This is a genomic window from Thioclava sp. GXIMD2076 (assembly GCF_037949795.1).
Lineage (GTDB): Bacteria > Pseudomonadota > Alphaproteobacteria > Rhodobacterales > Rhodobacteraceae > Thioclava > Thioclava kandeliae.
This window is the reverse complement of sequence record NZ_CP149932.1, coordinates 206,879-225,398: the sequence shown is the minus strand read 5'-3', so window position 1 is coordinate 225,398 and position 18,520 is coordinate 206,879. Positions and strand designations below refer to the sequence as shown.

Below are 18,520 nucleotides of genomic sequence, written 5' to 3'. Positions count from 1 at the left end.
CAAAGCACGGAGGGAAATATAACAAGGGGGTTATGGTTCAAGCTGTCTTTCGCGCGGCAGCTCCAGTCCCGACAGCATGATCTGGTGACGCAAAGCCTCGGCCAGCCCGCCAATCTCGAACCTGTCCGCAGTGCTTTGCTTCATGGTCAGCCCGACCGATCCTGCAAGGAAGGGCGCTCCCAGATCTATTACCTCCAGCGTGCCGCTTTCAATCTCGCGGCGCACCACGCCGCGCGAGATGAACCACAAGAGATCCGAGGATTCGACCAGCCCCAGACCGGGTGCCAGAGAAACCGTCTCGAAGCGCATCTTCGGTTCGGTGATTCCCGCCGACAGCAGGAAGCGGTCCACTGTGGACCGGATGATGGATTTCTGCGTGGGCAGGATCAGCTCTGCCTGTTGCAGCACCTGTGCGCCGCTTGCGCCCGCCAGCGGGTGGCCTGCGCGCCCCACCAGCACGATTTCCTCGTGATAGAGGAAATCGAAACGCAATCCCGGCATGTCTTCGGGTGCAGGCATCCGGCCTACCATGAGATCGATCCGCCCGTCGCGCAGCTGGCCCAGCAGGAACCCGTGCGGTCCTGTCAGCATCGACATCCGGAGCCCCGGATGATCCTTGGTAAATTCGAGTGCGGCACGGGGGAAGATGCCGCCCGATACGGTGGGCAGAAGGCCCACATTGAGCATATCCGAAGAGGTGCCTCCTTGGGCCGCTACCACGGCGGTGTCCAGCTGTTGCATCGCTTGCAGGGCGTGACGGCGGAAGGCGCGGCCTGCGGGCGTCAGGCCCACGCTGCGGCCCTCGCGCGACAGAAGCTCCACCTCCAGCATCGCCTCCAGCTCGGCCAATGTCTTCGACAGTGCAGGCTGTGAAATGCCCTGACCGCGCGCGGCCGCCGAAATCGAGCCTTGGTCGATCACATCCAGAAATGCCCGCACATGGCGCAGCTTGACCCCCCGATGCAGCCCCATCGCTTTTTGCCCCCTCGAAATTCCTCACGACGGACATTGTTACCATCGCGGCACAAAACACAATGCGCGCCTCCGCGCAGGCGCTGTTCCGTGACGGCTATCCTAAGGACGCCGGAATTTGCAGGGGATTGGAGATGTGGAAAAGATCCGCTCCGGAAACGGATGAGCACAGCTATACTCGCTCAAATCGGTTTCTGTGAGGTGGCTTTAGTGGTGCTGCCGGAGAGATTTGAACTCTCGACCTCTCCCTTACCAAGGGAGTGCTCTACCCCTGAGCTACGGCAGCATCTTTTGTCGTCCGGTGCGGTGCTTTTCAGTGCCGCCCTTCGACCGTGAGCGGGGATTTAGAGGAGCTCGCCGCAGGGCGCAAGAGAAAAAATGACATATCTCGACAGATTTTTTTCCTGACGCTACAGAAGGCCCATGGCACATGATCCGAAGAACCCCCAGAATGGGTCGAAAGACCACAGATCGGCACGCGAAGATCGCCTGCGCGCGGCCTTGCGCGCGAATCTTCAACGCCGTAAGGCGCAGGCACGCGGTCGCAAGGCCGACCCTATAGAAACACAGACAGATGGTGCAGGGTCTCACGACGCGCCGCCACTGGACGAGCAGAACGAGAAGGACAGCTGATGGACCGCATTATCGTGCGCGGCAACGGGCCGCTTTCGGGGCAGATCCCAATCGCGGGCGCCAAGAACGCCTGTCTGGCCCTGATGCCCGCGACACTCCTGTCGGAGGAGCCGCTGACGCTGACCAACGCGCCGCGCCTGTCCGACATCCGCACCATGACCGATCTTCTGGCCAGCCTCGGGGCGGAAGTGACCCAGCTCCAGGACGGCAAGGTTCTGGCCTCGGCGTGCCATGGCGTGATCAATCCGGTGGCGGATTACGACATCGTGCGCAAGATGCGGGCCTCGAACCTCGTGCTCGGCCCGCTTCTGGCGCGTCTGGGCCATGCGGTTGTGTCGCTGCCGGGTGGCTGTGCGATCGGCGCGCGCCCGATGGATATCCATATCGATGCGCTGACGGCGCTCGGGGCGGAGATCGAGCTGAAAGAGGGCTATCTGCATGCCAAGGTTGCCGGTGGCCGCCTGAAGGGCGCGGTGCACGAGATGCGCTTTGCCTCCGTGGGCGCGACCGAGAACTTCCTGATGGCGGCGTCGCTGGCCAAAGGCACCTCGGTGCTGAAGAACGCGGCCCGCGAGCCGGAGATTGTCGATCTGGCCGATTGTTTGCGGGCGATGGGCGCGCAGATCTCGGGTGATGGCACCTCGACCATCGAGATCCAGGGCGTGGACCGTCTGCATGGCGCGACCCATCCCGTGGTCACCGACCGGATCGAGCTGGGCACCTATATGCTGGCCCCCGCGATCTGCGGTGGCGAGGTCGAGCTGCTGGGCGGCAAGATCGCACTGGTCGAGTCCTTCTGCGAGAAGCTCGATGCGGCGGGTATCCATGTCGAGGAGACCAAGGACGGCCTCAAGGTCAAACGTCGTGGCGATATCGTCAATGCGGTGGATGTGGTCACCGAGCCCTATCCGGGCTTCCCGACCGACCTTCAGGCGCAGATGATGGCGCTTCTGTGCACCGCCGAGGGCACTTCGGTGCTGGAGGAGAAAATCTTCGAGAACCGCTTCATGCATGCGCCCGAACTGGTGCGGATGGGCGCCAATATCGAGGTCCATGGCGGTCATGCCACCGTGCATGGTGTGAAAAAGCTGAAGGGGGCGCCGGTGATGGCGACCGATCTGCGCGCCTCGGTCTCGCTGATTCTCGCGGGTCTGGCTGCCGAGGGCGAGACAGTGGTGAACCGCGTCTATCACCTTGATCGCGGTTACGAGCGTTTGGTGCGCAAGCTGAAGGCCGTGGGCGCCGATATCGAGCGCGTGTCCGAATAACTCCTCTGGACGGGCGGTGGCGCCCGTCTACCTTACCGCCAGCACAGTGTTACGGAGGCGATCATGGCAGATGCAAGATTCGAGGATGGGGCAGAGCAGGCGCTGAGCCTGCGGGCCGAGACGGCCGAGGATCTGCCGGTGATCTCGGCGTTGGTGCAGGATTGTGTGCTGCCGGTGACCGAAATCCGTTTCGACCGTGCCCGCCGCAAGCTGGCGCTTCTGGTCAACCGCTTCCGCTGGGAAGATCGCGAGGCCGCCGAGGCCGAGGGCCGTCCCTATGAGCGCGTGCAATCGCTTCTGGTGGTGTCGGAGGTTCTGTCGGTGCGCTCGCAGGGGGTGGACCGGTCGGAAAAGGATATGGTCCTGTCGATCCTCGATCTCGTCTGGACGCCTGCCGCCGATGGTGCGGGCGAGCTGATGCTGACGCTGGCGGGGGATGGGGCGATCGCGCTTTCGGTCGAAGCCCTGGCCGTCGATCTGCGTGATGTGACCAAACCCTATCGGGCGGTCTCGGGCAAGGTGCCCTCGCATCGCGAGTAATTCCCTCTACAAAGGTCATTCCGGCGCGTCGCTCCGGCTTTTGTGACGCTCTGCTCCGGCAGGGCGTTTTTTGTGTCATGAAAATTTCATAAGGCGAATCCCCATATTTCGTATATCCGCGAAATATGGAAAAAGAAGTTGCAGAAACCCTCGCCGTACTTGGTCACCCGCAGCGCCTTGCGCTGTTCCGGCTCTTGATGCGGCGCTATCCCGACCGGCTACCTGCAGGCGAGATCGCTCAGATATTGGGGCTGAAGCCCAGTACGCTCTCGGCCTATCTGGCCGCTCTCATGCAGGTGGGGCTGTTGGGCAAAGAGCGCGTCGGAACGTCGCTTCTCTATAGTATCGAGATGGGGGCGGTGCGGGAGACCTTCGGGTTTCTGCTCGATGACTGCTGTCGGGGCAGGGTGTCGGACTGTCTGCCGGCCCCTGCCTCCACCACTCCCCGCAGGTTCCGCGTGCTGTTTGTCTGCACCGGGAATTCAGCGCGCTCGCTGATGGCCGAGGCATTGTTACGCGCGCTGGGCGGTGACAGGTTCGAGGCCCATTCCGCAGGCACGCATCCGGCCTCCGGCCCCAATCCGCAGGCGCTTGCGCTTCTGGAGGGCCAGCAGCATGGCACGAGCGGCCTCTATTCCAAGGATTTCGGGTCGCTCGCCTCGGAGCCGCCCTTCGATTTCGTCTTTACTGTCTGTGACAGGGCCGCCAACGAGGAATGTCCCGCCTTGCCCGGTCATCCGGTCAGCGGCCATTGGGGGGTGCCCGATCCGGTTATCGAGGCGGCCCGCGCCCGCACCCCCGCTGAAGCGGCACTGGCCTTCCGCGCGGCCTATGGCGCATTGCGGAACCGTATCGAGGCCTTCGCAGCGCTTCCCTTCGAGACACTCGATCGCAGGGCGCTTCAGTCCGCCGTCGATGATATCGCCCGTTATGGAGAGAACTGAAATGGTCACTTACGCGCTGAACGGCCTTGGCCGGATGGGAAAACTCGCCTTGCAGCCGCTTCTGGCCGCAGGGGCCGAGATCGCATGGATCAATGATGCGGTGGGCAGCCCCGAGATGCAGGCGCATCTGCTGGAATTCGACACGGTGCACGGGCGGTGGAATGCCAGTTTCCGCCATGACGGGACATCGGTGACCATCGATGGTGTCAGGCTGCCCTTTATCGGGACAAAATCACTCGCGGATCTGCCGTTGGATGGTGTGGATGTGGTCATCGACTGCACCGGCAAGTTCAAGACGGACGCCGATCTGGCACCCTATTTCGCCGCTGGCGTGAAAAAGGTGGTTGTCTCCGCGCCGGTCAAGGATGGGCCGACCGCCAATATCGTCTATGGTGTGAATAACGACAGCTACGATCCCGCGCGCCATCATATCGTGACGGCAGCCAGTTGCACGACCAATTGCCTCGCACCCGTGGTGAAGGTGATCCATGAGGGGCTGGGGATCAGGCATGGCGCGATCACCACGTTGCATAACGTGACCAATACCCAGTCCATCGTGGACCGCCCCGCCAAGGATCTGCGGCGCGCGCGCTCGGCGCTCAATTCGCTGATCCCCACCACCACGGGTTCGGCCACGGCTATCACGCTGATCTATCCCGAGTTGAAAGGGCGTTTGAACGGCCATGCGGTCAGGGTGCCTTTGCTCAACGGGTCGCTGACCGATTGCGTCTTCGAGGTCGAGCGAGAGACCAGCGTGGACGAGGTGAATGCGCTCCTCGAAGCGGCCTCGCAAGGCGTGCTGAAGGGGATACTGGGCTACGAGACGCGGCCCTTGGTCTCGGCCGATTACGTCAATGACAAGCGCTCCTCGATCATTGATGCGCCCTCGACCATGGTGGTCAATGGCACGCAGGTGAAGATCTATGCGTGGTATGACAATGAATATGGCTATGCGCACCGGCTGGTGGATGTGGCGCTGATGGTCGGGCAGTCGCTATGACTGCTTCGCGCATGAGGGAAGGGCTTTCCGCCTATATCGCGGTGACGGCGGCCTATTGGGCCTTCATGTTGAGCGACGGGGCCTTGCGGATGCTGGTGCTGCTGCATTTCCACGGCCTCGGGTTCTCGCCGGTGCAGCTGGCCTATCTGTTTCTCCTTTACGAGGTGGCGGGGATGGTCACCAATCTTTGCGCGGGCTGGATCGCGGCACGTTTCGGGCTGGCCTCTACGCTTTATGCGGGGCTCGGACTGCAGGTGGTGGCGCTTCTGGCGCTGACGGGGCTTGATCCCGATTGGGGTGTCACGGCCTCGGTGATCTATGTGATGGCGGTGCAGGGCGCTTCGGGCGTGGCAAAGGATCTGGCGAAGATGTCGTCCAAATCCGCGGTCAAGCTGTTGGCACCTTCGGCGCAAGGCGGGCTCTTTGCCTGGGTGGCTGTGCTGACAGGGTCCAAGAACGCGGTGAAAGGTGTGGGCTTCCTCCTCGGGGCGGGGCTTCTGGCGTTGCTGGGCTTTGCGGGGTCGATCGTTGCCATGGCGCTGGTGCTGGCGGTGATTTTGGTAGCCATCGCGATCGCCATGCCCAAAGGGCTGCCGCAAGGGCGAAAGGGTGCGAAATTCTCGGAAGTATTCTCGAAATCGCCCAATGTGAACCGGCTCTCGGCGGCACGGGTGTTCCTGTTTGGCGCGCGCGATGTATGGTTTGTGGTGGGCATCCCGATCTATTTTACCGCCGTGTTCTCGGATGGTACCGAGGCGGGCGACCGCGCGGCCTTCTTTCTGATCGGTGGCTTCATGGCGGGCTGGGTCATCCTCTACGGGCTGGTGCAGGGACTTGCGCCAAAGATCCTGCGGGCCAAGACCCGCGCGCCAGAGGCGCTGGTGGCGGATGCGAAACTTTGGGCCTGGGGGCTTTGTGTGATACCTGCGGGGCTGACCATTGCCGCGCTGGGCTTGGGCGGGCAGGGGCTGACCGTGGCGCTGGTCATCGGGCTGCTGGTCTTTGGCGCGGTCTTTGCGGTGAATTCCTCGCTGCATTCCTATCTGATCCTCGCCTTCACCAAATCCGAGCGCGTCACGATGGATGTGGGGTTCTACTATATGGCCAATGCGGGCGGGCGGCTTCTGGGAACGTTGGCCTCGGGGCTGAGCTACCAGCTGGGTGGGCTGGCCCTGATGCTGGGGGTGGCAACGGTGATGGTGGGCCTTTCGGCGGTCATGGCGGGGCGTTTGTCTGCGCAGTAGTGCTTGCCCACAGGCGGCGGCTGGACTATCCCCGATCTGACTTATGGAGACTCCGATGCCGCATTTCCTGACCACGACCGCTGCCGATTTCGAGACCCGTTTCACCGCACTGATGGGCATGAAACGCGAGGATAGCCCCGATGTGGATGCGGCGGTGGGCCAGATCATCGCCGATGTGCGCGCGCGTGGCGATGCGGCGGTGCTGGAGCTGACCGCGAAATTCGACCGGCTCGAGCTGACGCCCGACAGCATGCGGTTTTCCGAAGCCGAGATCGAGGCCGAAATCACCCGTGTGCCGGATGTCGAGCGCGAGGCGCTGGAACTGGCCGCCGAACGCATTCGCGTCTATCACGCCCGCCAGATGCCGCCCAATGCGATGTGGGAAGAGGAAAGCGGCGCGAAGCTCGGCTGGCGTTTCACACCGGTCTCGGCGGCGGGTCTCTATGTGCCGGGCGGGCTGGCCAGCTATCCGTCCTCGGTGCTGATGAATGCGATCCCTGCCAAAGTGGCGGGTGTCGGGCGTCTGGTGGTGGTCTGCCCCACGCCCGATGGTAAGGTGAACCCGCTGGTTTTGCTGGCCTGCCAGATTGCGGGCGTGGACGAGATCTACCGTATCGGCGGCGCGCAAGCGGTTGCGGCCTTGGCCTATGGCACGGATACCATCCACCCCGTGGATAAGATCACAGGCCCTGGCAATGCCTTTGTGGCCGCCGCCAAGCGTCGTGTGTTCGGCAAGGTGGGGATCGATATGATCGCCGGTCCCTCGGAAATCCTCGTGATTGCCGATGGCCAGAATGACCCCGACTGGATCGCGCTCGATCTGCTGTCGCAGGCTGAACATGACGCCTCGGCACAATCGATCCTGATCACCCCCGATGAGGGCTTTGCCAACAGGGTCGTTGCGGCGGTGGAAAAACGCCTCGAGACGCTGGAGCGCCGCGAGATCGCAGGGGCGAGCTGGCGGGATTTCGGCGCGGTGGTCATCACCCGCGATCTGGCCGAAGCGGCAGAGCTGTCGAACCGCGTAGCGCCCGAACACCTCGAACTGTGCGTAGATGACCCCGAGGCTCTGGCGCAGGAGATCACCCATGCGGGCGCGATCTTCATGGGGGCCTGGACGCCCGAGGCGATTGGCGATTACATCGGCGGGCCGAACCATGTTCTGCCCACCGCGCGCTCGGCGCGTTTCTCTTCGGGGCTGTCGGTCTTCGATTTCGTCAAGCGCACCACGCTGTCGATGATGACCCCCGAAGCGCTGCGCCGGATCGGTCCGGGGGCGGAGACGCTCGCCAAATCGGAAAGCCTTGAAGCGCATGGGCTTTCTGTCCGCGCGCGTCTGGATGCCCTTAACAGGTAACGGCCAATAAATAACCATAGGTCGCAATCGCGCCCGCCTCTGTCGCGGGACGCGGTTGCGCAGGGACGAGACACCGTCTAGCCTTCTCCGACGACGCCTTGTCGGCCCGAGGGAGAAGAGTGCCATGGCCCATATCGCAAAGCTTGAAGTCGATGATTCCGGTCTGCCCGCCCCGAGCGCGGAGATCGAACAGGAACGTCGCGTCGCGATTTTCGATCTTCTCGAGGATAATCACTTCACCTTGCCGGGCAAGGGCGAGGCGCCCGGATATGAGGGGCCGTTCCATCTGTTTCTGGCGGTGCGTGACGGGCGGTTGGTGTTTGACACCCGCAACGACGCCGACGAGCCGCTGGCCGAGTTTCACCTGTCCTTCGGTCCGTTCCGGCAGGTGATCAAAGATTACTTCCAGATCTGCGAGAGCTATTTCGAGGCAGTGAAAAACATGCCGCCCAGTCAGATCGAGGCCATCGATATGGCGCGGCGCGGGATCCATAACGAGGGCGCGCGCATTCTCGAGGAACGTCTGGAGGGCAAGGCCGAGCTGGATCTTGCGACCGCAAGGCGGCTTTTCACTCTCGTCTGCGTCCTGTCGCCGGTGAAATAATGACGGATCTGCCGCAGTCGGTGCTCTTCTGTTGCGATTATAACGCCACGCGGTCCCCGATGGCCGAAGGGATGATGAAGCGTTTCTACGGTCCCGATGTCTATGTGCAGTCGGCGGGTGTGAAATCCGAACTGGATATCGACGGCTTCACGATCACGGTGATGCATGAACTGGGTGTCGATCTGGAGCGTCACCGTGTGCGCAGCTTCGAGGACATGCAGGAATGGGGCGATGATATCTCGACATTCGATCTTATTGTCGCGCTATCTCCGGCCAGCCAGCGGCAGGCGCTGGAACTGACGCGCTTCTACCATCTTGATATCGAATACTGGCCGGTGATGGACCCCACTGGCATTGGTGAGGGGCGCGAGGCCAAGTTGGCCGCCTATCGCCAGACCCGCGACCAGATCCGCGAGCGGATGATTGCCCGCTTCGGGCCGCCGCTGGACCTAGAATAACACTATCCAACAGGAAGAACCCATGTCACGCCTCGAGGCCATTGAGACCCTGAAAACCTATTACGATGCCTTCAACGCCGGTGATACCGACGGAATGGAGGCCCTGCTGGCGGATGATTTCGAGCATCACGTCAACGAGGGCAATATCCGCCGTGGAGCCGAGGCCTTCCGCGAGTTCAATGCCCATATGACGCGTTGCTACCGCGAAACGCTGACCGATATCTGTGTCATGGCCAATGACGCGGGCACGCGGGCGGCGGCGGAGTTTGTCGTGAACGGCACCTATCTGAAAACCGACGAGGGCCTGCCCGAGGCGCGGGGCCAGAGCTACCGTCTGCCCGCCGGCACGTTCTTCGACCTCAAGGATGGCAAGATCGCGCGGGTGACCACCTATTATAACCTCTCCGACTGGATCAAGCAGGTCTCCTGATGGAGGTGAGCGTATTGACGGGGGCGGCGCTCGATGCCGCCCTTGACGATGTGGCGGCGCTGCGCATCCGCGTATTCCGTGACTGGCCCTATATCTATGACGGCTCGCTGGACTATGAGCGGCGCTATCTGGAGAGCTATCGCCTTTCCGGGGATGCAGTCGTTGTGGGGGCCTTTGATGGCACGCGCCTTGTCGGGGCGGCCACCGGCACGCCGCTGGAAGACCATGCCGAGGATTTCGCGGTGCCTTTTGCGGCAACGGGACTGGCGCTGGAGGATGTCTTTTACTGCGCGGAATCGGTCCTGTTGCCGGAGTATCGCGGGCAGGGTCTGGGGCATGCCTTTTTTGACGCGCGCGAAGCCCATGCGCGCAAACTTGGGCGCGCATATAGCGCCTTCTGTTCGGTGATCCGCGAGGGTAACCATCCTTTGAAGCCCGCAGGCTACCGCCCGCTCGACGGGTTCTGGCATAAACGCGGCTATCGGCCGATGCCGGGTGTGATCGCCGATTTCCGCTGGACGGATCTGGGCGAGACTGCTGAAACGGTAAAACAATTACAATTCTGGGGGTGTGCCCTATGAGCAAGATCCAAATCGCTACGGCGGCCTATCCGCTCGATTGGCATGACAGCTGGGATGCCTATGAGGACAAGCTGACCCGCTGGGTCGAGGAGGCCGTGGCCGAGGGGGCCCAGCTTCTGGTCTTTCCCGAATATGGCGCGATGGAGCTGGCCTCCTTGGGCGGGGCCGAGGCCGCGCGCGATCTGGAGGCGGCGCTTCAGGTCGTGGCGCGCTACCGCCCCGAGATGGAGACGCTGTTTGTCGATCTGGCCTTCCGTCACCGTGTGCATATCCTCGCGCCCTCGGGGCCGGTGATCGAGACGCATAATGGCGCCGATATCCGCACCAACCGCGCTACACTGGTTGGCCCCAACGGACTGATCGGCCATCAGGACAAGGCCGTAATGACGCGGTTCGAGCGGGAGGACTGGCATATCGGCGCGGGCGAGGGGTTGCAGGTGTTCGATACCGCTCTGGGGCGGATCGGCATCACCATCTGCTATGATAGCGAATTCCCGCTTCTGGCGCGTGCGCTATGCGAGAAGGGTGCCGAGATGATCCTCGTCCCGTCCTGCACCGATACGCTCGCAGGCTATTCGCGGGTCCGGATCGGGGCGCAGGGGCGGGCGCTGGAAAACCAGTGCGTCACCGTGCAATCGCCCACCGTGGGCCCCGCTGACTGGTGCCCCGCGATTGACGAGAACCGCGGGGCGGCTGGTGTCTTCGGCCCGCCCGATACCGGCTGGCCCGAAACGGGGGTGATTGCCGAGGGCGCGCTTGATTCTCCGGGCTGGGTCTATGCGCAGGTCGATCTGGAGCAGGTGCGGCAATCGCGCCATGATGGCGGGGTTTTGCTCTTCCAGCATTGGCCCGAGAGCCTGGATCAGGCTCAAACGGTTGCGATTGTGCGCGAATCTGTCCCGCAGGGCTGACATAACGCTTGAATTTTAAGGCAAGCAGGCGCATTTAAGCGCCACGATGGCGCGTTTCTGCGCCTTTACGCAATTATGGAGTGACCATGGCCAAGGAAGAAATGCTCGAATTCCCCGGCGTCGTGAAGGAACTCCTGCCAAATGCGACGTTTCGGGTCGAGCTAGAAAACGGCCATGAAATCATCGCACATATGGCAGGGAAGATGCGCAAGAACCGCATCCGCGTTCTCGCCGGCGACAAAGTTCAAGTCGAAATGAACACTTACGACCTTTCGAAGGGTCGCATCAACTACCGCTTCAAGTAAGCCTATGAAACTGATCCTAGGCTCCGCGAGCCCGAGGCGACGCGAGCTACTGGACCAGCTAGGTCTGGTGCCCGACGCCGTGCGGGCACCCGATATCGACGAGACCCCCCGTAAGGCAGAGCGTCCCCGTGACTATGTCGCGCGGATGGCCCGCGAGAAAGCCATGGCGCTGGATCTTGCGGCGGATGAGGTCATTCTCTGTGCCGATACCACCGTCACCTGTGGCCGCCGCATTCTGGGTAAACCCGAAGATGCTGCCGAGGCCGCCGAATTCCTCTTTATGCTGTCAGGCCGCCGTCACCATGTGCTGACGGCTGTTGCCGTGCGCGGTGCCTTCGGTATCCGCGAGCGGCTGGTCGATACGGTGGTGAAATTCCGCCCGCTATCCAATGAGGATGTGAACGCCTATCTCGCCTCGGGTGAGTGGCAGGGCAAAGCTGGCGGTTATGCCATTCAGGGTCTGGGCGGGGCGTTTGTCCCGTGGATCCAGGGGTCCTACACTGGCGTCGTCGGCCTGCCTTTGGCCGAGACCGCAACCCTACTGACATCGGCGGGCGTGACCGCCAAGGAGGCCGTATGAAGGGTCGTACTATCATTCTGGGCAGTTACAAGGAACTGGAAGCTGCCGCTCTCATGGTGGACGGACAGCTCGAGGATCTGCTGATCGACGCCTCCGATGTGCAGCCGCTTGCCCCCGGTGCGATCCTGCGCGCCAAGGTGGGCCGCCAGATGAAGGGGCAGGGCGGGGTCTTCCTCGATCTGCCCGACGGTCAGCGCGGCTTCCTGCGCGAGGTCAAAGGCCTCGCGCCCGGCCAGAATGTGATCTGCATGGTCACCGGCGGCACCGAGGCAGGCAAGGCCGTTCCGGTCTCGCTGCGGGTGCTGTTCAAATCGCGCTACTGCATCGTGACGCCCGGTGCGCCCGGCATCAATATCTCGCGGCGTATCCGTGAGGAAGATGTGCGCGAGGGGCTGAAATCTCTGGCCGATGTGGTGATGGATGGCTCCGATATGGGGCTGATCCTACGTTCTGCCGCGCCGCTGGCTGAGGATGGCGAGTTGGCCGAGGATATCAATGCCATGCGCGAGCTCGCCGAGGCGGTCATGAATGACCTCTCGGGCGAGCCCGAACTGCTGGTCGATGTGCCGGATCCGCATGAGGAGGCGTGGCGCGATTGGGCAGAGCCTGCGCCCGATGAAGTGATCGAGGGCGATTTCGAGGAGCATGGTGTGCTGGACCAGCTGGATGCGCTCATGCGCGCCCGTGTGGACCTGCCTAACGGTGCCCATATGATGATCGAGCCAACGCGTGCGCTGATCGCGGTGGATGTGAATACCGGCAATGATACGTCGCCTGCGGCCAGCCTGAAGGCCAATATCGCCGCCGCCCGCGAGCTGCCGCGTCAATTGCGTCTGCGTGGGCTTGGCGGGCAGATCGTTGTCGATTTCGCGCCCATGCCCAAACGCGATCGCCAGCCGCTCGATCAGCAGATGAAGACCGCGTTCAAGGGCGAGGCGGAGGCCTCGCTTGCGGGCTGGACGCCGCTTGGAAATTACGAGCTGCAACGCAAGCGCGACCGCGTCTCGCTGGAGGCGCTGGTCGGAAAGGGGGCAGCATGAGCTGTCCCGTTTGCGGTAAGGAAACCGACCCGAAATTCCGGCCTTTCTGCTCCAAACGCTGCGCCGACGTTGATTTGGCGAAATGGCTCAACGGCTCTTATGTGATTCCGGGCGACATCGCCGAGGAAGAGGAACGTGCCCCCGAAGATTGGGCACCAGACCAGAAACCTCATTGATCCAGAGGCCCTCACGGGTCTGAAAAGATAGGGAAATTCGGGAAAAATCAGGGTGCCGGAAGGAAAGTTGAAAAAACTTCAAATTCCCTCTGGACACCGCTGCCGAGCTTCTCTAAACACCGCCCTACCGAAGCAGAGAGCACCGCTCGAAGCTGAAAGTGCCCGGATAGCTCAGTTGGTAGAGCAGCGGATTGAAAATCCGCGTGTCGGTGGTTCAAATCCGCCTCCGGGCACCATTTTACTCCCCCTGAAAATGGTTGCCTTGTCTATCGGATGATAGACCTATCCGCTCTGCCGCTCCGGCTTGGCGGTTTTTTCATGCCGTTCCGGCTGTCGCCCGCAGGGTGATCCGCGCCATGAAAAAGGCCCGCATCGCGCGTGGCGATACGGGCCCTTCTGCAGAGGTTAAGGCGTCAGACCTTGGGTTCGCGCACCAGCATGATCAGCGCGCCGCTGAGCAGATAGAGCACCACGAAGGCCCACATCACACCTTCCAGACCGAAGAGCGGGCGCATGGCCGCGACCACGATCGGACCGACCCATGTGGCAGCACCGGCACCGAGGCTGACAACCGCCAGCGCACCCGCCTTGTCATGCGGCAGCACCATCGGCATCAGAGCCGAGAGAGGCACATAGCCGCCGAGCATGATCCCGTAGAAGATGGCAACCAGCGAGGCGATGGCGAAATTGCCCGGTGCCATTTGCGGCACATAGAAGACCGCGAGAATACCCAACGAGGTGCCGATGGCGCCCATCAGGGCGATGGTGTTGCGCAGCCCGATCTTCTTGCCGATATAGCCCGAGGCCAGATTGCCGACCAGATTGCCGAGGAACATGATCGTCAGGAGGCGTAGCCATTCCTCGAGCGAGAAGCCGATGGTGGTCATGAAGAAGCCCGGCAGGACGATGAAGAAGGCGTATTGCGACGAGGTATTTACCGTGCGCACCAGCCCGCCGACTGTCGAGATCGGCTCACGCCACATGATCGAGATCGAGCGACCCATCGCGGCAAAGGGGCTTTCGGCGGTTTTGGTCAGCGGTTCGCCGCCTTTGGTCTTGGCCATGGCCATCAGCGATAGCGCGCCGCCCACGACCACCAGAACCAGCGAAAGCCAGAGTGTCCCCATCGTTCCGATCGCAGGGATCGCGATGGAGGCTGTCAGCGAGCCAAGCGTCGGCAGACCTGCGGCATAGGCAAACCAGAACCAGCTGGCGGCCATGCCAAGGCGCTTGGCGGGGGTGGCAGCGGCGATCCACACAAGGAAACCATAGGCGAAGAGCGGATAGCCGAAACCACGCAGCGCATAGGTCACCAGCATCAGCGGATAGTTGAGGGTAGAGATACCGAGGGTCAGGAAGGCCACTTCCAGCACCCCCCAGATCGCGAGGCCCGCCCACATGACCTTGCGGGGGCCATAGACCTGGCTCATCGGGCCCGAGAGCCACGAGGAAATGGCAACGGTGATCCCGTAGACGGTGAAGAGGAGTGCGACCTGGCCTTGGCCGAGGCCCTTGCCTTCAAGATACGGGGCCAGATATCCGAGTTCGACGCCATCGCCGATCATGAATACCAGTAGCCCGAGGAAGCCCCATTTTAGGGTGCTGGGCAGGCCGATTTTATCGAAGAAACCTAAGCGTTCAGTCTTGGAATGAGAAGAGGAAGGATTGGCGGGGGAGTTTGATATATCTGGTGTCGAGGTCACTATGCTTGCCGGTCAAAACCGGATTTTGTTACTGTTTATCTCCCTTATGTGCCTAGATCAGCCCTCCAGCAGCTTTGCTTCTCCCTGCAAAATGATCATTAGCGACATTAAAACGACCATAGTCGACCTGATGTGTGCATAATAGTAAATAACACCCATCTGCGACATTATGTCTGTCAGTTTTTGCATAGATCGCTATTTTTGCGGGAATATTACGCATAGATGCTATATGCGTGCTTATTTATTGGAATAGTGCCCGATGTTTCTGGCCAGATCTACGTTGGGCCGAGAGGAAAATAGTTCGTTTCTACGAAGTAATATGATGAACCGTTGGGCGTTCAGGCGGCGGTCGAGCGGTTTGCCCCGAGCCGTGCCTTGGCCGTTTGCGCAGTGATTCTGGCGATCTGACGCAGAAGTGGGACCATGTAGGAGCTGCGCCGCCAGACCATGCCGATCTGCCGTCCGGGGGTCGGCGTGTCAGCCAGAGGGATCAGGCTCATGCTGGTGCTTTGGGCCATCGGGCCCTCGGTTGCCAGCTGTGGCAGCAGGGTAATTCCCATGCCCGCGGCCACCATCTGCCGCAATGTCTCGAGGCTGGTGGCGCGGAAGCCCTCGATCTCGTCGAGGCCCCAGCGGTTGCAGATGCTCACCGCCTGATCGCGCAGGCAATGCCCGTCCTCGAGAAGCATCATCTCTTCGGCGCCCAGATCGGCCAGATGTAGTGGTCCGCTGCTGGCCAGACGATGACCCCGCGGCACGGCCAGAAGAAACGGTTCCTCGAAGAGGGGGGTGGTCTGCAGGGTCGGATCCTCGATCGGCAGCGCCAGAAGCGCCGCATCCAGATCACCGCTGCGCAAAAGGCCCAGCAGGGTCTCGCTCTTCTCCTCGAAAAGCTGCAATTGCAGGTTCGGGAAGCCGCGCGCGATCTCGGGCAGGAGGGCCGGAAGGATATAGGGACCAAGCGTGGGGAAGGCACCCAGACGCAGGCGGCCGGTATCGGGGGCACGATTGCGCTCGGCAATGGCGCGGATGTCGCGCGCCTCATCCAGCATCTTCTGCGCGCGCGCCACGATTTCCTCGCCGACGGGGGTCAGAAGAACCTGCTGTTTGCTCCGCTCGACCAATTGCACGCCCAGACTTTCCTCCAGCTTGCGCAACTGGGTCGAGAGCGTCGGCTGGCTGACATTGCAGATCTCTGCCGCGCGGCGGAAGTTCCGCAGGCGGGCAAGTTCGACCAGATACTGGAGTTCGCGCAATGTCATGCGCAAAGGACTGTGCCAAATCCCTGCCTGTGTAAAGAGGGCGCGGAAGCGGGCATGAAAAAGCCGCGCCTTCGGGGGACCCCGAAGGCGCGGCGATAGCGCGAGTGCTACCTTATTCGGCAGCGACCGCTTCTTTTTTCTCGGTCTGGACCGAGCTGCGGATCATGTAATCGAATGCCCCGAGCGCCGCCGTTGCCCCCAGACCCATCGCGATGACGATCTGCTTATAGGGGGTGGTGGTGCAATCGCCTGCGGCAAACACGCCCTCCATCGAGGTCGCACCATGGGCATCGATCATGATCTCGCCGCGCGGGGTTAGATCCAGCGTGCCTTTCAGGAAATCGGTGTTGGGCAGCAGGCCGATCTGCACGAAGATCCCCTCGAGTTCGATATGATGGTCCTCGCCGGTGGTGCGGTCGCGGTAAGCCAGCCCGTTCACCTTTGCGCCGTCACCGGTCACTTCGGTGGTCGCCGCATTCATGATGATCGTGACATTCGGCAGGCTCTTGAGCTTGTCCTGCAGAACTTGATCGGCGCGCAGTTTCGTATCGAACTCGATCAGGGTCACATGCGACACGATACCGGCCAGATCGATCGCCGCTTCGACGCCCGAATTGCCGCCCCCGATGACTGCGGTGCGCTTGCCTTTGAACAGCGGGCCGTCACAGTGGGGGCAGTAGGCCACGCCCTTGTTCTTGTATTCGACCTCACCGGGCACACCCATCTGGCGCCAGCGGGCACCGGTCGACAGGATCACCGATTTCGATTTCAGCACTGCACCGCTTTCCAGCGTGACTTCCACCAGATCGCCCTTGCGTTCAAGGCCGGTCGCGGTCTGCAGGTTCATGATATCCACGTCATATTCCTTGACGTGCTGTTCCAGTGCGGTGGCCAGTTTCGGACCTTCGGTATGGGGCACCGAGATCAGGTTCTCGATGGACATGGTGTCGAGCACCTGACCGCCGAACCGCTGGGCGGCCACACCGGTGCGGATGCCTTTGCGCGCGGCATAGACAGCGGCGGCGGCACCGGCGGGGCCACCACCGACCACGAGCACGTCGAACGCATCTTTGGCATTGATCTTGGCGGCGGCTTTGTCTGCCGAGCCGGTATCGATCTTGGCCACGATCTCGCCCAGCTCCATGCGGCCCTGGCCGAAGACCTCGCCGTTCAGATAGACGGTGGGGACGCTCATCACTTCGCGGGCGTTCACCTCATCCTGGAAATCCGAGCCGTCGATGGCGACGTGCTTCACATTGGGGTTGAGCACGGCCATCAGGTTCAACGCTTGCACCACATCGGGGCAGTTCTGGCACGATTGCGAGAAATAGGTCTCGAAGACGAACTCGCCCGCGACCTCTTTCACCTGATCGATCAGCTCCTGCTCGACTTTCGGCGGATAGCCACCGACCTGCAGGAGCGCCAGCACCAGCGAGGTGAACTCGTGGCCCATCGGCAGACCCGCAAAGGTCAGCGAGATGTCCTCGCCCGGCGAGGCGATGGTGAAGGAGGGTTTGCGGGCGTCATTGCCGTCCAGCGAGACGGTAACTTTGTCGTTGAGCTCCGCGATCTCGGTCAGCAGCTCGACCATCTCGGCGGAACGGGCCGAGTCATTGGTGGAGGCGGTCAGGACGACCGGACGCACCAGCCGTTCGAGATAGGCGGAAAGTTGGGTCTTGAGCGTGCTGTCGAGCATGGGAGAACTCCGAATGTCTGGGGGGAGGGGCCTCAATGTCCGTCACACGCGTCTGTGGCGCATTGACCGGTGTCAAATCGGGGCCGGAGGGGAGGCTCTGCGCGGGGTGCCCCGCGCAGAGAGAGGTCGGATCGCGAAAGATCAGATCTTGCCGACGAGTTCGAGCGACGGTGCGAGGGTTTTCTCGCCTTCTTTCCACTTGGCGGGGCAAACCTCGCCCGGATGCGCGCGCACGTATTGCGCGGCTTTGATCTTGCGCACGAGGTCGGAGGCGTCGCGGCCGATGCCTTCTGCGGTGATTTCCATCGCCTGGATGATCCCGTCGGGGTCGACGATGAAGGTTGCGCGATCTGCAAGGCCTTCGTCTTCGCGCATCGCGTCGAAGTTACGGGTGATGGTGCCGGTCGGGTCGCCGATCATGCCGTATTGGATCTTCACGATGGTATCGGAGGATTCGTGCCATGCCTTGTGGGTGAAATGGGTGTCGGTCGAGACGGAGAACACTTCCACGCCCATTTTCTGCAGTTCTGCATAATGGTCGGCCACATCGCCCAGTTCGGTCGGGCAGACGAAGGTGAAGTCAGCGGGATAGAAGAAGAAGACGGCCCATTTGCCGGCGATGTCGGCTTCGGTGACGTCGATGAATTTGCCTTGTTTGAATGCCGTGGCAGCGAAAGGTTTGATCTTGGTATTGATGAGAGCCATGTCGTCCTCGTCTTTCGTTTGGGGAGGCGGTTCTTGTGAACCGTTTGGGGTTTAAACCCTTGAACGTAATCTACGTCCTGCGGGGGCTTAGGTGAAATTGATTATTATACG

Annotated in this window: 21 protein-coding genes and 2 tRNA genes; 17 read left to right on the top strand and 6 right to left on the bottom strand. The window is 61.9% G+C overall.

The window, feature by feature from the left end; genetic code table 11:
• Positions 1-30: 30 nt before the first annotated feature.
• Both WDB91_RS01195 and WDB91_RS01190 read right to left on the bottom strand, forming a co-directional pair.
• Positions 31-972, bottom strand: a complete 942-nt coding sequence (locus WDB91_RS01195) for a LysR substrate-binding domain-containing protein (RefSeq protein ID WP_339113347.1) — start codon at positions 970-972, stop codon at positions 31-33.
• 211 nt (positions 973-1,183) lie between these two features.
• Positions 1,184-1,258 (bottom strand) — tRNA-Thr (locus WDB91_RS01190).
• A gap of 137 nt (positions 1,259-1,395) precedes the next feature.
• On the opposite strand from WDB91_RS01190, the gene WDB91_RS01185 reads away from it, so the two are divergent.
• The 17 genes from WDB91_RS01185 to WDB91_RS01105 all read left to right on the top strand — a co-directional run bounded on the left by WDB91_RS01185 (position 1,396) and on the right by WDB91_RS01105 (position 13,279).
• The gene (locus tag WDB91_RS01185; protein WP_339113346.1) at positions 1,396-1,605 is read left to right on the top strand and encodes a hypothetical protein; all 210 of its coding nucleotides are present in this window, start codon (positions 1,396-1,398) and stop codon (positions 1,603-1,605) included.
• Entirely contained in the window at positions 1,605-2,873 is a 1,269-nt protein-coding gene (gene murA, locus WDB91_RS01180; RefSeq protein ID WP_339113345.1) for a UDP-N-acetylglucosamine 1-carboxyvinyltransferase, read from the top strand. The genes WDB91_RS01185 and murA overlap by 1 nt, the downstream gene beginning before the upstream one ends.
• A 63-nt stretch (positions 2,874-2,936) precedes the next feature.
• Positions 2,937-3,413, top strand: coding sequence for a DUF2948 family protein (locus WDB91_RS01175; RefSeq protein ID WP_339113344.1), 477 nt, complete (start codon positions 2,937-2,939; stop codon positions 3,411-3,413).
• A gap of 125 nt (positions 3,414-3,538) precedes the next feature.
• Positions 3,539-4,357 carry a helix-turn-helix domain-containing protein gene (locus WDB91_RS01170; RefSeq protein WP_339113343.1) on the top strand — a complete coding sequence of 273 codons (819 nt, stop codon included), beginning with the start codon at positions 3,539-3,541 and terminating at the stop codon, positions 4,355-4,357.
• 1 nt (position 4,358) lies between these two features.
• Complete coding sequence (locus tag WDB91_RS01165; protein WP_339113342.1) at positions 4,359-5,357, top strand: ArsJ-associated glyceraldehyde-3-phosphate dehydrogenase; 999 nt, start codon at positions 4,359-4,361, stop codon at positions 5,355-5,357.
• Complete coding sequence (gene arsJ / locus WDB91_RS01160) at positions 5,354-6,601, top strand: organoarsenical effux MFS transporter ArsJ (RefSeq protein ID WP_339113341.1); 1,248 nt, start codon at positions 5,354-5,356, stop codon at positions 6,599-6,601. The genes WDB91_RS01165 and arsJ overlap by 4 nt, the downstream gene beginning before the upstream one ends.
• A 55-nt stretch (positions 6,602-6,656) precedes the next feature.
• Positions 6,657-7,958, top strand: a complete 1,302-nt coding sequence (gene hisD / locus WDB91_RS01155; protein ID WP_339113340.1) for a histidinol dehydrogenase — start codon at positions 6,657-6,659, stop codon at positions 7,956-7,958.
• A 124-nt stretch (positions 7,959-8,082) separates the two neighbouring features.
• Positions 8,083-8,562: a UPF0262 family protein gene (locus WDB91_RS01150; RefSeq protein WP_339113339.1), complete on the top strand. Its 480-nt coding sequence runs from the start codon at positions 8,083-8,085 to the stop codon at positions 8,560-8,562.
• Positions 8,562-9,020, top strand: coding sequence for a low molecular weight phosphatase family protein (locus WDB91_RS01145; protein WP_339113338.1), 459 nt, complete (start codon positions 8,562-8,564; stop codon positions 9,018-9,020). The genes WDB91_RS01150 and WDB91_RS01145 overlap by 1 nt, the downstream gene beginning before the upstream one ends.
• Before the next feature lie 22 nt (positions 9,021-9,042).
• The gene (locus WDB91_RS01140; RefSeq protein WP_339113337.1) at positions 9,043-9,450 is read left to right on the top strand and encodes a ketosteroid isomerase-related protein; all 408 of its coding nucleotides are present in this window, start codon (positions 9,043-9,045) and stop codon (positions 9,448-9,450) included.
• Positions 9,450-10,031 (top strand): GNAT family N-acetyltransferase, encoded by a 582-nt coding sequence (locus WDB91_RS01135; protein ID WP_339113336.1) that lies wholly within the window; start codon positions 9,450-9,452, stop codon positions 10,029-10,031. The genes WDB91_RS01140 and WDB91_RS01135 overlap by 1 nt, the downstream gene beginning before the upstream one ends.
• A 5-nt stretch (positions 10,032-10,036) precedes the next feature.
• Positions 10,037-10,942, top strand: coding sequence for a carbon-nitrogen hydrolase family protein (locus WDB91_RS01130; protein ID WP_339114423.1), 906 nt, complete (start codon positions 10,037-10,039; stop codon positions 10,940-10,942).
• An 86-nt stretch (positions 10,943-11,028) separates the two neighbouring features.
• Positions 11,029-11,247, top strand: a complete 219-nt coding sequence (gene infA, locus WDB91_RS01125) for a translation initiation factor IF-1 (protein WP_036636451.1) — start codon at positions 11,029-11,031, stop codon at positions 11,245-11,247.
• A gap of 4 nt (positions 11,248-11,251) precedes the next feature.
• The gene (locus WDB91_RS01120) at positions 11,252-11,827 is read left to right on the top strand and encodes a Maf family protein (RefSeq protein WP_339113335.1); all 576 of its coding nucleotides are present in this window, start codon (positions 11,252-11,254) and stop codon (positions 11,825-11,827) included.
• Positions 11,824-12,867 (top strand): ribonuclease E/G, encoded by a 1,044-nt coding sequence (locus WDB91_RS01115; RefSeq protein WP_339113334.1) that lies wholly within the window; start codon positions 11,824-11,826, stop codon positions 12,865-12,867. The genes WDB91_RS01120 and WDB91_RS01115 overlap by 4 nt, the downstream gene beginning before the upstream one ends.
• Positions 12,864-13,043 (top strand): DNA gyrase inhibitor YacG, encoded by a 180-nt coding sequence (gene yacG, locus WDB91_RS01110; RefSeq protein WP_339113333.1) that lies wholly within the window; start codon positions 12,864-12,866, stop codon positions 13,041-13,043. The genes WDB91_RS01115 and yacG overlap by 4 nt, the downstream gene beginning before the upstream one ends.
• A 160-nt stretch (positions 13,044-13,203) precedes the next feature.
• Positions 13,204-13,279, top strand: a tRNA-Phe gene (locus tag WDB91_RS01105).
• 177 nt (positions 13,280-13,456) lie between these two features.
• Here WDB91_RS01105 and WDB91_RS01100 read toward each other — a convergent pair.
• From WDB91_RS01100 to ahpC, 4 genes are all read right to left on the bottom strand, one after another.
• Positions 13,457-14,608, bottom strand: a complete 1,152-nt coding sequence (locus WDB91_RS01100) for an MFS transporter (protein WP_339113332.1) — start codon at positions 14,606-14,608, stop codon at positions 13,457-13,459.
• A gap of 476 nt (positions 14,609-15,084) precedes the next feature.
• Entirely contained in the window at positions 15,085-16,008 is a 924-nt protein-coding gene (locus WDB91_RS01095) for a LysR substrate-binding domain-containing protein (RefSeq protein WP_339113331.1), read from the bottom strand.
• 112 nt (positions 16,009-16,120) lie between these two features.
• Positions 16,121-17,704, bottom strand: coding sequence for an alkyl hydroperoxide reductase subunit F (gene ahpF / locus WDB91_RS01090; RefSeq protein ID WP_339113330.1), 1,584 nt, complete (start codon positions 17,702-17,704; stop codon positions 16,121-16,123).
• Between the two features lie 141 nt (positions 17,705-17,845).
• Positions 17,846-18,409, bottom strand: a complete 564-nt coding sequence (ahpC, locus tag WDB91_RS01085) for an alkyl hydroperoxide reductase subunit C (protein ID WP_339113329.1) — start codon at positions 18,407-18,409, stop codon at positions 17,846-17,848.
• Between the last annotated feature and the right edge of the window lie 111 nt (positions 18,410-18,520).

What these genes read in the sequence shown, in the direction of transcription:
- WDB91_RS01170 (WP_339113343.1), top strand. Translation starts at nt 3,539, where the DNA reads ATGGAAAAAGAAGTTGCAGAAACCCTCGCCGTACTTGGTCACCCGCAG.
- yacG (WP_339113333.1), top strand. Translation starts at nt 12,864, where the DNA reads ATGAGCTGTCCCGTTTGCGGTAAGGAAACCGACCCGAAATTCCGGCCT.
- WDB91_RS01195 (WP_339113347.1), bottom strand. Translation starts at nt 972, where the DNA reads ATGGGGCTGCATCGGGGGGTCAAGCTGCGCCATGTGCGGGCATTTCTG.
- WDB91_RS01100 (WP_339113332.1), bottom strand. Translation starts at nt 14,608, where the DNA reads ATGATCGGCGATGGCGTCGAACTCGGATATCTGGCCCCGTATCTTGAA.
- WDB91_RS01175 (WP_339113344.1), top strand. Translation starts at nt 2,937, where the DNA reads ATGGCAGATGCAAGATTCGAGGATGGGGCAGAGCAGGCGCTGAGCCTG.
- WDB91_RS01145 (WP_339113338.1), top strand. Translation starts at nt 8,562, where the DNA reads ATGACGGATCTGCCGCAGTCGGTGCTCTTCTGTTGCGATTATAACGCC.
- WDB91_RS01095 (WP_339113331.1), bottom strand. Translation starts at nt 16,008, where the DNA reads ATGACATTGCGCGAACTCCAGTATCTGGTCGAACTTGCCCGCCTGCGG.
- arsJ (WP_339113341.1), top strand. Translation starts at nt 5,354, where the DNA reads ATGACTGCTTCGCGCATGAGGGAAGGGCTTTCCGCCTATATCGCGGTG.
- WDB91_RS01120 (WP_339113335.1), top strand. Translation starts at nt 11,252, where the DNA reads ATGAAACTGATCCTAGGCTCCGCGAGCCCGAGGCGACGCGAGCTACTG.
- infA (WP_036636451.1), top strand. Translation starts at nt 11,029, where the DNA reads ATGGCCAAGGAAGAAATGCTCGAATTCCCCGGCGTCGTGAAGGAACTC.
- ahpC (WP_339113329.1), bottom strand. Translation starts at nt 18,409, where the DNA reads ATGGCTCTCATCAATACCAAGATCAAACCTTTCGCTGCCACGGCATTC.
- WDB91_RS01185 (WP_339113346.1), top strand. Translation starts at nt 1,396, where the DNA reads ATGGCACATGATCCGAAGAACCCCCAGAATGGGTCGAAAGACCACAGA.
- hisD (WP_339113340.1), top strand. Translation starts at nt 6,657, where the DNA reads ATGCCGCATTTCCTGACCACGACCGCTGCCGATTTCGAGACCCGTTTC.
- WDB91_RS01135 (WP_339113336.1), top strand. Translation starts at nt 9,450, where the DNA reads ATGGAGGTGAGCGTATTGACGGGGGCGGCGCTCGATGCCGCCCTTGAC.
- WDB91_RS01115 (WP_339113334.1), top strand. Translation starts at nt 11,824, where the DNA reads ATGAAGGGTCGTACTATCATTCTGGGCAGTTACAAGGAACTGGAAGCT.
- WDB91_RS01150 (WP_339113339.1), top strand. Translation starts at nt 8,083, where the DNA reads ATGGCCCATATCGCAAAGCTTGAAGTCGATGATTCCGGTCTGCCCGCC.
- WDB91_RS01140 (WP_339113337.1), top strand. Translation starts at nt 9,043, where the DNA reads ATGTCACGCCTCGAGGCCATTGAGACCCTGAAAACCTATTACGATGCC.
- murA (WP_339113345.1), top strand. Translation starts at nt 1,605, where the DNA reads ATGGACCGCATTATCGTGCGCGGCAACGGGCCGCTTTCGGGGCAGATC.
- ahpF (WP_339113330.1), bottom strand. Translation starts at nt 17,704, where the DNA reads ATGCTCGACAGCACGCTCAAGACCCAACTTTCCGCCTATCTCGAACGG.
- WDB91_RS01165 (WP_339113342.1), top strand. Translation starts at nt 4,359, where the DNA reads ATGGTCACTTACGCGCTGAACGGCCTTGGCCGGATGGGAAAACTCGCC.